Source organism: Solwaraspora sp. WMMA2080, assembly GCF_027497395.1.
Taxonomy (GTDB): Bacteria; Actinomycetota; Actinomycetes; order Mycobacteriales; family Micromonosporaceae; genus Micromonospora_E.
In genome coordinates this window covers 4373711-4386779 of the sequence record NZ_CP114910.1, presented here as the reverse complement: position 1 = coordinate 4386779, position 13069 = coordinate 4373711, and the positions used below count along the sequence as shown (strand labels likewise).

12 protein-coding genes and 1 pseudogene are annotated in these 13069 nt (G+C 71.8%); 8 read left to right on the top strand and 5 right to left on the bottom strand.

Annotation, left to right across the window (positions count from 1 at the left end):
• Positions 1–78 precede the first annotated feature (78 nt).
• From O7543_RS19855 to O7543_RS19840, 4 genes are all read left to right on the top strand, one after another.
• A complete protein-coding gene (locus O7543_RS19855) occupies positions 79–870 on the top strand; it encodes an SDR family oxidoreductase (protein ID WP_281552457.1) in 792 nt (263 codons plus the stop codon).
• Positions 871–1024: 154 nt separating this feature from the next.
• On the top strand, positions 1025–1564 hold the full coding sequence (gene pyrE, locus O7543_RS19850; RefSeq protein ID WP_281552458.1) for an orotate phosphoribosyltransferase: 540 nt from the start codon (positions 1025–1027) through the stop codon (positions 1562–1564).
• 58 nt (positions 1565–1622) lie between these two features.
• On the top strand, positions 1623–2000 hold the full coding sequence (locus O7543_RS19845; RefSeq protein WP_123606510.1) for a metalloregulator ArsR/SmtB family transcription factor: 378 nt from the start codon (positions 1623–1625) through the stop codon (positions 1998–2000).
• A gap of 78 nt (positions 2001–2078) precedes the next feature.
• Entirely contained in the window at positions 2079–2741 is a 663-nt protein-coding gene (locus O7543_RS19840; RefSeq protein ID WP_281552459.1) for a class II aldolase/adducin family protein, read from the top strand.
• Between the two features lie 39 nt (positions 2742–2780).
• Here the strand turns inward: O7543_RS19840 and O7543_RS19835 are convergent, their stop codons facing one another.
• From O7543_RS19835 to O7543_RS19820, 4 genes and pseudogenes are all read right to left on the bottom strand, one after another.
• Positions 2781–3719 carry a DUF368 domain-containing protein gene (locus tag O7543_RS19835; RefSeq protein WP_281552460.1) on the bottom strand — a complete coding sequence of 313 codons (939 nt, stop codon included), beginning with the start codon at positions 3717–3719 and terminating at the stop codon, positions 2781–2783.
• A 25-nt stretch (positions 3720–3744) separates the two neighbouring features.
• Positions 3745–6311, bottom strand: a pseudogene (locus O7543_RS19830) (polynucleotide kinase-phosphatase).
• Positions 6308–7795 carry a 3' terminal RNA ribose 2'-O-methyltransferase Hen1 gene (locus O7543_RS19825; RefSeq protein WP_281555779.1) on the bottom strand — a complete coding sequence of 496 codons (1488 nt, stop codon included), beginning with the start codon at positions 7793–7795 and terminating at the stop codon, positions 6308–6310. The pseudogene O7543_RS19830 and the gene O7543_RS19825 overlap by 4 nt, the downstream one beginning before the upstream one ends.
• Positions 7796–7912: 117 nt before the next feature.
• Complete coding sequence (locus O7543_RS19820) at positions 7913–8128, bottom strand: hypothetical protein (RefSeq protein ID WP_123606506.1); 216 nt, start codon at positions 8126–8128, stop codon at positions 7913–7915.
• 141 nt (positions 8129–8269) lie between these two features.
• Here O7543_RS19820 and O7543_RS19815 point away from each other — a divergent pair, with 141 nt between their 5' ends.
• From O7543_RS19815 to O7543_RS19800, 4 genes are all read left to right on the top strand, one after another.
• Entirely contained in the window at positions 8270–8653 is a 384-nt protein-coding gene (locus O7543_RS19815; RefSeq protein ID WP_123606505.1) for a phage holin family protein, read from the top strand.
• 170 nt (positions 8654–8823) lie between these two features.
• Positions 8824–9849 carry a class II fructose-bisphosphate aldolase gene (fbaA, locus tag O7543_RS19810; protein WP_281552461.1) on the top strand — a complete coding sequence of 342 codons (1026 nt, stop codon included), beginning with the start codon at positions 8824–8826 and terminating at the stop codon, positions 9847–9849.
• 122 nt (positions 9850–9971) lie between these two features.
• Positions 9972–10490: a hypothetical protein gene (locus tag O7543_RS19805; protein WP_278172659.1), complete on the top strand. Its 519-nt coding sequence runs from the start codon at positions 9972–9974 to the stop codon at positions 10488–10490.
• A 108-nt stretch (positions 10491–10598) separates the two neighbouring features.
• On the top strand, positions 10599–11693 hold the full coding sequence (locus O7543_RS19800) for a MerR family transcriptional regulator (protein WP_281552462.1): 1095 nt from the start codon (positions 10599–10601) through the stop codon (positions 11691–11693).
• An 8-nt stretch (positions 11694–11701) separates the two neighbouring features.
• Here the strand turns inward: O7543_RS19800 and O7543_RS19795 are convergent, their stop codons facing one another.
• A complete protein-coding gene (locus O7543_RS19795) occupies positions 11702–12946 on the bottom strand; it encodes a hypothetical protein (protein ID WP_281552463.1) in 1245 nt (414 codons plus the stop codon).
• Between the last annotated feature and the right edge of the window lie 123 nt (positions 12947–13069).

Genomic DNA, 13069 nt, shown 5'->3' with positions numbered 1-13069 from the left:
GTCGATCACGGGTCGGTCCGCCCGGGGCGGACCGACCCGCCGGTACGGGGAGACCCGGTCCTCGTAGGAGGTGACGACGTGGGGGACAAGCCTGCCCTGCGTACCGCACTGGTCACCGGGGCCACTGCCGGCCTCGGTGCCAGCTTCGCCCGTCGGCTCGCCGGCGACGGGTACCGGCTGGTGCTGGTCGCCCGTGACCGGCAGCGGCTCACCACGCTTGCTGACGACCTGGCCGACCGGCACGGCGTGACCGTCGAGGTGCTCGACGCCGACCTGGCTACTGACGGTGGAGTGACCGTCGTGGCCGACCGGCTGCGGTCCGTCGACGCACCGGTCGACCTGCTGGTCAACAACGCGGGCATCGGTCTGAACCGGTCGTTCCGGCGCACCGACGAGGCGGACGAGCTGCGGCTGCTGCGGCTCAATGTGGAGGCGGTGCTGCGGTTGACGCATGCCGTCCTGCCCGGCATGGTGCAACGCCGACAGGGCAGAGTGATTAATGTCTCGTCGGTGGCGGGCTTTGGTCCGTTAGCAGCTGGTTCGACCTATTCGGCGAGCAAGGCCTGGGTGACGAACTTCAGTGAGTCGATCGACATGTCGGTCCGCCACCTCGGGGTGCGGGTGATGGCGTTGTGCCCGGGCTACGTCCGCACCGAGTTCCACGAACGCGCCGGTATCCGGACCTCCGGCTCGCCGACCTGGCTGTGGCTGCGGGCCGACGACGTGGTCGCCGATGGTCTGCGGGACCTGGCCAGGGGGCGGGCGGTGAGCGTCCCCGACTGGCGCTACAAGACGCTCGCCACTGTGGTGCGTCACGCTCCGCATGGGCTGCTCCGGTTGGCCGCCGGCCGGCCGAAGGGTCGCGAGTGAGCCGGAGAGCGTACCAGCGTGCCCGTCGAAACGCTTCCTGCTGCCGCGACCTGGAGTTTTGTGGTGTATGGGCAGCTAGCGACGTGGATGGCGTTATCGGCGAGTTGCCGGGCCGGCGGATGGGGGCCCAGTGACGGGCAGTACTCTTTGTGACATGGGCGACCACGACGACCTGCGCAAATTCATCACTGATCTGGCCGTGGTGCACGGCAGGGTGGTGCTGTCGTCAGGTCGCGAGGCTGACTGGTACGTCGACCTGCGGCGGGTGACGCTGCACCACGCCGCCGCACCGCTGGTGGGACGGGTGCTGCTCGATCTCACTGCGGACTGGGAGTACGAGGCGGTTGGCGGCCTGACGTTGGGAGCGGACCCGGTGGCTCTGTCCATGTTGCACGCCGCTGCGGCGGAGCAACGGCGACTGGACGCCTTCGTGGTGCGCAAGGCCGACAAGACGCACGGACTCCAGCGACGGATCGAAGGGCCGGACGTGGCCGGCCGGCGGGTGCTGGCAGTGGAGGACACCTCGACGACCGGTGGGAGCGTACTGACCGCAGTCGAGGCGCTACAGAAGGCAGGAGCTGAGGTGGTCGGCGTGGCGGTGATCGTCGATCGTGGGGCCGGTGACGCGGTTCGGGCAGCCGGACTGGCCTATCGGGCCGCCTATACGTTGGCTGACCTCGGCCTTCCGGCCTAAAAGTTTGCCGATTCGGATCTGCTGATATGCAGGCGGATCGATGCTGTTTGGTGGAAGGATGGGTTTCGTGGGAACTGCGTTGGCTGAAATGACCATGCCTCAAATCTCGCCGCTTGCCGGCGAGCCGATCGAACGCGCGGACGCGGAGCGACTCGCTGGAGTCCTCAAGGCGCTCGCCGACCCGGCCCGACTCAGGCTGCTCAGCCTGATCCAGTCGGCACCGGAAGGCGAGGCCTGCGTCTGCGACCTCACTGCTCCGCTGGGGCTCTCCCAGCCGACGGTGAGCCACCACCTGCGTATCCTCACCGAGGCCGGCTTGCTGGAGCGGGAGAAGCGCGGAGTGTGGGCTTACTACCGGCTGGTGCCGACCGCGATCGCCACGATCGCGGATCTGCTGACCCCGCCGCGTAAGCGCGCCACCAAGAAGGCACGCTGACCTGACGGCACCTTGCCTGGTCGACTCGCGGAGGCGGAGCCGCCAGGCAAGGTGCCCAAGGTTTACGGAGGTCGCCGCGTGACGTACGTCGCTGGCGATCTGCGGGACCAGCTCGCCCACGTCGGGTCCGACGTGGTGCGTGCCGGTCTCGTCGTGGGCTCCGGTGGCAACCTGTCCGCCCGCCTGCCGGGCGGCGATGAATGCTGGGTAACCGCGTCCGGCACCTGGCTGGACCGGCTCGGCCCGGCATCGTTCGCCCGGGTGCGGATCGCGGACGGCTGCACCCTGCCCGACGAACCGCAGGTCCGGCCGACCAGTGAGCTGGCGCTGCATCTGGCGGTCTACCGTGCCCGCCCCGACGTCCGCGCCATCGTGCACCTGCACCCGCAGAGCATGCTGCTGCTGGACGCGCTCGGCGTACCGATCCGGCTGGTCACCACCGACCACGCCTTCTACCTGCGGCGCGTCGTCACCGTGCCGTTCGCGCCGCCCGGCGGACAGCGTCTCGCCCGAGCCGCCGCCGACGCGGCCGCCGACGGCACCAACTGCCTGATCCTGTCCCGGCACGGCTGCTCCGTACTGGCCGGATCGGTGGAGCTCGCCCACAAACGGGCGGTCAACCTGGAAGAGGCCGCCCGGCTCACCTACCGGGCACTGGCCGTCGGTCGGCTCGACGACCTGACGCCGCTGCCGGCCGACTACCTGGACCAGTTGCCGGACGCGGAGCACGGCACCGTCTGAACCCCTGGCACGGCATCGGCCACACCCGGCCGGCCGGGCTCAGTGGTGGGTCGGCAGCTGCGGCGACTCCTCCTGGGTGACATCGACCGCCGCGCGGCGCAGCCGACGCTGCTCCAGAACCACCATCGCGGTGACGATGGCGACCCCCAGCACCAGCAGCAACACCACCGACAGCACGTTGCCGCCAGGGGCGAGCAGCCCGCGCTCCTCGGTCTGCCACGGCCACAGCGCCCGCAAGCTGCCGACAATCACTCCGGTCATCACCGCCAGGGTCACCCGCCGGTGGTGCTCCAACAGGTACTGCAGCAGCTTTACGAACAGCGTCAACCCGACGAGCATGCCGACGGCAAAGACCGCCAGGTAGCCGAAGTCCCGGTCGTTGACCGCCTCGATGGTCGGCTCGTAGAGCCCGACGGTCAGCAGCAGGAACGACCCGGACACGCCCGGCAGCACCAGCGCGCAGACCGCGACCGCCGCAGCCAGCAGCACCACCACCGGGTTCGGGTCGATGCTGGCCGATGGCAGACCGGTCAGCACGAACGCCGCGACCCCGGCGGCGACCACCGCGAACACGTCCCGGCCGCGCCACGGCCGGCCGATCATCGAAACCGGCACCAGCACCGAGGCCAGCACCAGGCCGAAGAACAACCCTCGGGTCTGCTCTGGGTGCTCCTCCAGCATCGGCTCCAGCAGCCGGGCGGCGATCAGCAGACCGGGCAGCATGCCCAGCGCCAGCGGGATGATCACTCCCCAGTGCACCTGCCGGAACTGCTCCCGGCTGCGTGCCCAGCCCTGCTTGCGGGGCACGTCGGTGACCGCGTACCGGACCGCGCTGATCAGGTGCCCGGCCGAGGCGATGAGCCGCTCGTACACGCCGGTGACCAGGGCGATGGTCCCACCGCTGACTCCCGGGACGGCCTCTGCCACCCCGATCGCCGCCCCCCGGAACACATGGCCGACACGTTCGCGCACTGACATTTGCAGAACCATACCGGGCCAGTGTTCACAGTCGGGGGTCGACCGGTTCGGACTCGCAGGCGAGCACCGCGAAGACCAGCTCGTGTCGGCGCCACAGCGGTGCGCCGGCGGCCAGCAGATCCAGCGCGGCCAGACCGAGACCGTGTTCGCGCAGCGCCATCGACCGCTTGCGGCCCAACGATCGACGGCGCAGCGCGGCCAGCCGCTCCGGTTCGGTGTACTCCGGGCCGTAGATGATCCGCAGATACTCCCGGCCCCGGCACTTGACGCCAGGCTGCAGCAGCCGGCCGGTGCCGCTGCGGGCGGCCAGTCCGGCGTACGGCTTGACCACCATGCCCTCACCGCCGGCCGCCGTCAGCTCCGACCACCAGTCGGTGGCGTCGGCCACCGCCGCGTCGTCGGCCAGGTCGACCACCCGCCGTCGGGTGGTGGTGAACAGCTGTGGATCGGCCGCCACCAGCGCGTCCGCGCACTCCAGGTGCCAGCCGTGGTCCCGGCCGGCGGGCGAGTGGCCGCTGCGGCCAGCACCGCGAACGGCGCCAACGTCACCGCGTCCGGGTCACCGACGTAGGCCCGGTAGGCGTCGGCGTACCGGTCGACGTCAACGGCCCGCCGGGCCAACCGGGCACGCAGTTGCCCGACCGGCAGGCCCCGACCGGCGGCGGCGTCGAGTACGTCCAACGCAGCGGGCAGCGCGGCCCGGCCGGCGGCGGCGACGCTGGCGTACTGGTCGCGGATCAGCCCGAGCGCCTTCGCCGACCAGGGCAGCAGCTCGCAGTCGAGCAGCAGCCAACCGGCCGGCCCGGCACCGGTGGCCAGCCGTTGCCACAGCCCGGCGGCCTCGGCCGCAGTCCGGATCCGGGACAGCAACGCGTCGGTCCGCTCACCTGAGGTGAAGAACGGCCGCCCGGTCCGGGTGTGCACCACCCCGCCGCCGTGGCCGAACAGCGGGTCGCCCGCCGGGTCGCGGCAGACCAGCACCACCGCCCGGGATCCCATGTGCTTCTCCTGGCAGACCACCCGGTCGACACCGGCGGCCCGGTAGTCGGCGAACGCCTCCGCCGGATGCTCCAGGAACCCGTCCCGGGTCGACGTCGAGCAGGGAGCCATGGTCGGCGGTAGCCAGACCAGCCACCGGGGATCCACCGCGAAACGACTCATCACCTCCAACGCGGCGGCCGCGTTCTCCGCCGGGACCGTCGTGGTCCCGTAGCCGTAGTCGATGTGCCGGCGGCCGGTGACGTCACGCAGGTCCAGCACGTCGTCGGGGCGGTCCGTCCCAGGTCCGGTGCCGTCGGCGGCACCCGGCTCGGCCGTCAGCGGCCGCATCGGCGGGTAGTACTCGCGGTCGGCCGGCACCGAGACGAGATCCCGCGACGGGTAGCGCAGCGCGGTCAGCCGGCCACCGAAGACGCAACCGGTGTCGATGCAGATGGTGTTGTTCACCCAGTCGGGGCGGGTAGTCGGGGTGTGCCCGTAGACCACGGTGGCGGCACCCCGGTAGTCGCGGGCCCACGGGTAGCGCACCGGCAGGCCGTACTCGTCGGTCTCACCGGTGGTCTCCCCGTACAGCGCGAAGCCGCGCACCCGGCCGGAAGCCCGGCCCTGGTATTCGGCCTTGAGCCCGGCGTGCGCCACCACCAGCGCACCGCCGTCGAGCCGGTAGTGGCTGACCAGGCCGTCGATGAACTTGACGACCTCGTCGGTGAACCCGGCCGGTTCGGCGGCCAGCTGCTCCAGGGTCTCGGCCAGCCCGTGCGACACGGTCACCTTGCGGCCCCGCAGCTTGCGCAGCAGCTTCTGCTCGTGGTTGCCGGGCACGCAGAGCGCGGTGCCGGCCCGCACCATCCCCATCACCAGGCGCAGCACGCCGGGCGAGTCCGGGCCGCGGTCGACCAGGTCACCGACGAAGACCGCGGTACGCCCCTGCGGGTGCCGGGCGTCGATCGGTCGGCCGGCGTCGTCGCGGTCGAGCGCCCAACCCAGCTTCGTCAGCAGCGCCTCCAGTTCGGCGCGGCAGCCGTGCACGTCACCGATGATGTCGAACGGCCCGGTCAGCTCCCGCCGGTCGTTGTACAGCCGGGTCAGCCGGATCTCGGCGGCGTCGATCTCGTCGGTGCCGCGCAGCACGAACACGTGCCGGAAGCCTTCCCGGGCCAGCCGGCCGACCGAGCGGCGCAGATCACGCTGCATCCGGGTGATCACGTGTCGGCCGAAGGCGCGGTCGACCCGGCCCTGGGTCCGTTCCCAGCAGAGCTGCTCGGGCACGTCGAGCACCACCGCGACCGGCAGTACGTCGTGTTCCCGGGCGACGGCGACGAGCCCGGCCCGGGCATGTTCCTGCAGGTTGGTGGCGTCGACCACAGTGAGCCGGCCAGCCCGCAGCCGCTTGCCGGCGACGTAGTGCAGCGCGTCGAAGGCGTCCGCCGACGCCGACTGGTCGTTCTCGTCGTCGGCGACCATTGCCCGGAAGGTGTCCGAGGAGAGCACCTGGGTGGCGGCGAAGTGCCGGCGGGCGAAGGTCGACTTGCCGGAGCCGGAGACACCGACCAGGGCGATCAGGGCGAGTTCGGGGATCTCCAGTACGGTCACCGGGCACCCCCGGCGCCCGCGCCGTTCGGGCCGGTGCTGTCCGGGCCGGCGTCGTCGCGGGTGAAGACCGCCAGTTGGGTCGGCGGCCCCACGTCCGGATCGACCTGGCCGACCGGCCGGAACCCGACCCGGTAGCCGTACGCCGCGGCGACCCGGCCGGCCCAGTCGGCGAACTCGGCGCGGGTCCACTCGAACCGGTGGTCCGGGTGCCGCAGCGCGCCCGCGGCGAGGCCTTCGTAGCGCACGTTGTACTCCACGTTCGGGGTGGTCACCAGCACGGTTGCGGGGCGGGCGTGGCCGAAGACCGCTTCGGCCAGCGCCGGCAGCCGGGGCGGGTCGAGGTGCTCGACGACTTCCATCAGTACGGCGGCGTCGTAGCCGCGCAGCCGGTCGTCGCGGTAGGTCAGCGCCGACTGCCACAGCCGTACCCGCTGCTGCTGGCGCGCCGGGAGCCGGTCCAGTCGCAGCCGCCGGGCGGCCAGCTCCAGCGCCCGGGCCGACACGTCGGTGCCGACGATCTCGGTGAACCGGGGCTGGGCGAGCAGTTCGGTCAGCAGTGCACCGCCGCCGCAGCCCAGGTCGAGCACCCGGGTGGCACCGGCCTCGGCCAGCGCGGTGAGCACGGCGGCCCGGCGGGTCGCTGCCAGCGGTCGCGGCCGGACCGCCGCCGGCAGCCCCGCGTCCTCGTCGGCACCCGGGCCGGCGTCGGCCAGCCGCAGCTCGGCGGCCCGCGCCTCGGCGAGCCGGTCCTCGGCGCGTCGGGCGAGCACCCGGCGGTGGGCCAGGTAGCGCCGGGTGATCAACCGGCGTTCCGGGTGGCCGGCCAGCCAGCCCTCGCCGGCCCGGATCAGCTTGTCCAACTCGTCCGGGGCGATCCAGTAGTGCTTGGCGTCGTCCAGCACCGGCAGCAGCACATACAGGTGGTTGAGCGCGTCGGCGACCCGCAGCGTGCCGGTCAGGGTGAGGTCGACGTAGCGGCTGTCCCCCCACTGCGGGTAGCGCTCGTCCAGTGGGATGGGCCGGGCAGTCACCGTCCAGCCGAGCGGGCTGAACAGGCGCTCGGCGAGGGCGGCGCCGCCCCGGCAGCGCAGCACCGGCACCCGGATGGTCAACGGCAGGGCGGTGCCGGGCAGCTCGGGGCGGTCCCGGCTCTCACCGCGCAGCGCGGACCGGAACACCTTGGCGAGGGCGGCGGCGAGCAGGCTGGACGCGGCGTACGGCCGGTCGTTGACGTACTGGCCGAGGGTGAAGCTCTCCGGCATCGCGGCCGTGCGCCGGCCACGGCGCGGGCCGCCGGCGGCGAGCCGCGCCGGGTCGACGTCGAGCAGCAGCGCGGCGGTGCAGCGCTGCTCGGTGGCCTCCGGGTAGAACACGTGCGCCGTGCCGGTGGGTACGTCGAACGACTGCATCCGGTCCGGATGTTTGACCAGCAGGTAGCCGAGGTCGGTGGCGGGCCGGTGGGTCGTCGTCACGGTCATCAGCACCCGGGTGATGGTGCCAGCCGGCCGCCACCGGTCGACACCGGTCGACACCGGTTATCGCTGATGCGCGGTTTCCGTCTTATCGCGGATGCGTGGCGGCCGCTCCGACGCGGTCAACGGTCAGCGGTAGCCGTCGTCATCATCGAGGTCGACGATGCGGGACTGCTCGACCGCGTCCCAGTCGTCGACCTCCAGACCGCGGTGCACCTCGGGCTGCTGCTCGACCGGGTTGGCCACGACCGACTGCTCGACCGCGTCGTCGGCGGGCGCCTCCGGGTCACGTTCCTCGGGAGCGAGGTGGTCCCCTGGGGCGATGTCCTCGTCCGGGTAGGTCATGTCTCGCCTCCGTTCGTTCGTCCGTACCGGTGCTCCCACCACGGTACGGGTCAACCGGGGTGCCCGCCGACCACCGTCCAAGATAAGAGGCTTGTCCGTTTTTGTGGCGCAGTGGTTTACTCCGGGTGGCAGGATGGCAGTATGGGATTCCTGATCAGGCTCGCGGTCAACGCGGTCGCCCTGTGGATAACCACGCTGATCGTGCCCGGCATCGACGTCACCGGTGACACCGCGACCAACAACGCGCTGACCCTGGTCATCGTGGCGCTGATCTTCGGACTGGTCAACGCGGTCCTCAAACCGGTCATCAAGGTCGTCGGCTGTGTCTTCTACCTCCTCACCCTCGGCCTGTTCGCACTGGTCGTCAACGCCCTGCTCTTCCTGCTGACCGACTGGCTGGCGCAACAACTGGACCTGCCGTTCGCCATCGACGGGTTCTGGCCGGCATTCTGGGGAGCGATCGTCATGGCCGTCGTCGGCTGGCTGATCAGCCTGGTCATCCCCGACAAGTACGACCGCCGCTGACCGTGCCCACAGACAGGGCCGATGTCGCAGGCCCACAGACAGGGCCGATGTCGCCGGGGCAGTGCCGCTGCGGGATACTGCCTAGCGGAGGACAGCGCGGTCCAGCGCAGTGAGCTGAGCATGGAATCCGGCCCGTCGACGGGCCGAACCGGTACAAAGGAGCGTTCGAGATGCCCATCGCCTCTCCCGAGGTCTACGCCGAGATGCTTGACCGCGCCAAGGCCGGCGCGTTCGCGTACCCCGCCATCAACGTCACGTCCTCGCAGACCCTCAACGCCGCGCTGCAGGGCTTCGCCGAGGCGGAGAGCGACGGCATCATCCAGGTCTCCACCGGTGGTGCCGAGTACCTGTCCGGCCCGACCATCAAGGACATGGTCAGCGGCTCGCTGGCCTTCGCCGCCTTCGCCGAGGAGGTGGCCAAGAAGTACCCGGTCAACATTGCGCTGCACACCGACCACTGCCCGAAGGGCAAGCTCGACGGCTTCGTCCGCCCGCTGCTGGCCGCCTCCAAGGAGCGGGTCGCCGCCGGTGGCGCGCCGCTGTTCCAGTCGCACATGTGGGACGGCTCCGCCGTACCGCTGAAGGAGAACCTGGAGATCGCCACCGAGCTGCTGGCCGAGGCCGCCGCCGCCAAGGTCGTGCTGGAGATCGAGGTCGGCGTCGTCGGCGGCGAGGAGGACGGCGTCGTCGGTGCCATCGACGAGAAGCTGTACACCACCGTCGAGGACGGGCTGGCCATGGTCGAGGCGCTCGGTCTCGGCGAGAAGGGCCGCTACATGGCGGCGCTCACCTTCGGCAACGTGCACGGCGTCTACAAGCCGGGCAACGTCAAGCTGCGGCCGGAGATCCTCAAGGAGATCCAGGACGCGGTCGGCGCCAAGTACGGCAAGGAGAAGCCGCTCAGCCTGGTCTTCCACGGCGGCTCCGGCTCGCTGCTGGAGGAGATCCGGGCCGCGCTGGACTACGGCGTGGTGAAGATGAACATCGACACCGACACCCAGTACGCCTTCACCCGCCCGGTCGTCACCCACATGTTCACCAAGTACGACGGGGTGCTGAAGATCGACGGCGAGGTCGGCGACAAGAAGTCGTACGACCCCCGGGCCTGGGGCAAGGCGGCCGAGGCCGGGATGGCCAAGCGGGTCGTCGACGCCTGCGAGCACCTGCGCTCCACCGGCACCACGCTGGCCAAGTAACACCCACCGAACCACTCGCCGCGCGGCCGGTCCCGTACCCCGGGGCCGGCCGCGCGTCGCCGTCGTACGAACCACACCGGTAGGATCTACCGATTCAGAGTGGTCCGCTGCGGAGGTCGGTCGTGCTCGGCATCGATGGGTACGAGCCACAGTGGTGCCACGACGCCGCGACGCTCGCCGCCGCCCACCGGGCCCGGTTCTCCCGCATCATCGGACGCCCACTGGTCGACACCTGGCTGATGTGGGACCTCGACCTGGATACCTGGTACGCAAACGGCCCGGTCATCCTCGGCTTCGGTGACGTCAACGTCGAGGTCACCCACCGCAAGTTCGACGAATGCGCGATCACCTGGAACCAGGTCGACATGTCCATGCCGCTGGACCTGCCCGGCCTGCGGCTGGACTGGCACAGCGACCGGCATCCGGCGCCTCTGCCGGCCCGGGGCCGACCGCTGCGGGCGGTCAACGTGATCGAGCGGATCATGCCGTCGCACTGGCGTCCGCACGTGCTGCACGCCGTCGAGTTCCTTTTCGACGGGGCCCGGTTGGCCGTACAGAACGCCCTCGACGAGAACGGCCTGTCCGCCGAGCCCGACGTCGAGCTGCCGATCGTCGCCTGGCGCCGCCGCCCCGTCGCCTGAGCCCACCGATGCTTGGCCCGACCCCGCCGACGGGCTTGACCCGGACCTTGGGGCCGACCACAGCATGACCCTTGCCGGTCGACCACGGCCGGCACGAGGAGGGGCACGATGCGGCTGCTCACCATCGGCGCGTTCGCCCGCGCCGCCGGACTGACGGTCAAGGCGTTGCGGATCTACGCCGACACGGGGCTGCTCCGGCCGGCGGCCGTCGACCCGGAGTCCGGCTACCGCTACTACCGGCCGGAGCAGCTGGAGCTGGCCCGGTTAATGGCCCGGCTGCGGCGTGGCGGGATGCCGCTGCGCCGCGTTCGGCAGGTCTGCGCGCACTGGCCGGACGACCCGGTGGCCGTCGCCGGGGAGATCGCCCGCTGGTGGTCGGCCACCCAGGCCGAGACGGCGGCCAGGGAACAACTCGTGACCAGCCTCGTCGCGGAACTCCAGACGAGGAGAACGACAATGACCGACCGACCGGCAGGCTTCGGCCTGCGTAGCGCCGTCCGTACCGACATCGGCCGGGTGCGGACCAGCAACGAGGACCGGGCGTACGCCGGACGCCGACTGCTCGCGGTCGCCGACGGTGCCGCCGGCCCGGGTGGGGCGCAGGCCAGCAGCGCGGTGATCAAGGCGCTCGCGCAGCTCGACACCGGACCGTCGGATGCGCCGGGCACGGTCCTGGCGGATGCGCCGGGCACGGCCCTGGCGGACGCGTACCGCGCCGCCGACGACGCGATCCGCCAGGTGGGTGCCGGCACGGGTGCGTCGCCGGTCAGTACGGTGACCGCGTTGCTGCAGGTCGGCGACCGGTTCGAGCTGGTGCACGTCGGCGACACCCGGGCGTACCGGTGGCGGGGCGGCGCACTGACCCGGCTCACCCGCGACGACAGCTACGTGCAGGCGCTGGTGGACGCCGGCCGGCTCGACCCGGCGCTGGCGCTGGCACACCGGCGGCGGGCGCTGCTCACCCAGGCGCTGGACGGCACCGGGACGGCGAAACCGGCGTACGCGGCGCATCGGATCGTCGCGTACGACCGGTATCTGCTCTGCTCCGACGGGGTCTGGGCGGTGGTGCCCGACGACGACCTCGCCGCCGCGGTCGCCGCCGGGCTCGACCCGGCCGAGACGGTACGCACGGTGATCGACCTGGCGTACCAGGCGGGTGCCCCGGACAACGTCGCCTGCGTCGTCGCCGACGTCGTGCCCTGAGCCGAAGGTCAGCTCGACCTGGTGACCTGGTGCGGTACGACCGGCGGCAGCGCGTCGGCGGTGAGCAGCGCGACCGCCTCGTGCACGTCGTCGGTGAGCCGGATCAGCGGGGACAGGTCGCCGGCCGGGGACAGCGCCAGCAGCGGCGCCAGCATCGCCTCGACCGGCAGGGTCTGGGTCCAGAAGGCGCGGTCCAGGAAGACGTACGGGCCGCTGGCCCCGTCGGTGCCGTAGAACGTCTTCGTGGCCGCCTGGAACACCTCCTGCACGGTGCCGGCCCGGCCCGGCGCGAACACGATGCCGCCCCGGGCCAGCCGCAGGATGGTGTCCTCCCGGACGGCGTTGCAGAAGTACTTGGCGATCCGGCCGGCGAACAGGTTGGCCGGTTCGTGCCCGTACAGCCAGGTGGGGATGGCGAGCCCGCCGGCCCGCGCCCAGCCGGAGCCGCTGTCGTCGGACACCGCCGCGTCGACCGGGTACCGGTCGCGGACCGCCAGCGCGGCGGCGGTGTACGGCTGCTGGTCTGCGTAGTCCGGCGCGCCGGCCAGCAGGTCGATGGCGTCGGTCAGCTCTTCGGCGTCGTGGCTGCTCAGGTACGCGCCGAGGTTCGCCGCCTCCATCACGCCCGGCCCGCCGCCGGTGACCACCAGCCGGCCGGCCCGGGCCAGCTCCCAGCCGAGCGTGGCGGCCAGCCGGTACGCGGAGGTGCCGCGCGGCACCGCGTGCCCGCCCATCACCCCGATCACCGAGGCCGGCCCGTACCGGTCGATCCAGGTCCGGGTGGCGTCGGCGAGCGCGTTGTCGATGCCGTGGTCGTGCAGCCGCTGGGCCAGCGCCTCGCGGATCTGCGGCTGGGCGCCGCCGTGCCGGCGGAAATGCCGGTAGACCAGGTTGTCGTACATCCCGTCGGCACCGTGCTCGGCGAACCCGGCGGCCAGGTCGGCCGGGGTGTACAGCCGGGGCGGGTGGCTCGGGTACGGCCGCCCGGCGAACGGTGGGACCACGTGCGCGCCCCGGCGCACCAGCTCCGCTTCCGCCGCCGCCGACGGGAACGAACAGCCCAGAAACAACGTGTCGGTGAGGTCGATGTCGGTGAGGTCGGGCACCGGCGGTACGTCGAGCTGCAGTCCCTGCACGGTCAGCCCGGCCAGGCTGCCGGCGCGCAGATGATGGTCGAGCTCGGCGCGGGACTCCACCTCGTGCGGGGTGGAGTCGTAGTCGCCGGACAGCGCTGCGGGAGGTGGCGTGGGCATCCGGCCATTTTTCCGTACCGCCGCAACCGGCGTGGCATGGCGCAGCGAAGCCCGGTGGTACGGCGAAGCCTGCGGTCGTGCAGCGAAGCCCGGTGGCACGAGGCCACCGGGCTTCCCAAACCG

What these genes read in the sequence shown, in the direction of transcription:
- O7543_RS19800 (WP_281552462.1), top strand. Translation starts at nt 10,599, where the DNA reads ATGCGGCTGCTCACCATCGGCGCGTTCGCCCGCGCCGCCGGACTGACG.
- O7543_RS19795 (WP_281552463.1), bottom strand. Translation starts at nt 12,946, where the DNA reads ATGCCCACGCCACCTCCCGCAGCGCTGTCCGGCGACTACGACTCCACC.
- O7543_RS19845 (WP_123606510.1), top strand. Translation starts at nt 1,623, where the DNA reads ATGGGTTTCGTGGGAACTGCGTTGGCTGAAATGACCATGCCTCAAATC.
- O7543_RS19835 (WP_281552460.1), bottom strand. Translation starts at nt 3,719, where the DNA reads ATGTCAGTGCGCGAACGTGTCGGCCATGTGTTCCGGGGGGCGGCGATC.
- fbaA (WP_281552461.1), top strand. Translation starts at nt 8,824, where the DNA reads ATGCCCATCGCCTCTCCCGAGGTCTACGCCGAGATGCTTGACCGCGCC.
- O7543_RS19820 (WP_123606506.1), bottom strand. Translation starts at nt 8,128, where the DNA reads ATGACCTACCCGGACGAGGACATCGCCCCAGGGGACCACCTCGCTCCC.
- O7543_RS19815 (WP_123606505.1), top strand. Translation starts at nt 8,270, where the DNA reads ATGGGATTCCTGATCAGGCTCGCGGTCAACGCGGTCGCCCTGTGGATA.
- pyrE (WP_281552458.1), top strand. Translation starts at nt 1,025, where the DNA reads ATGGGCGACCACGACGACCTGCGCAAATTCATCACTGATCTGGCCGTG.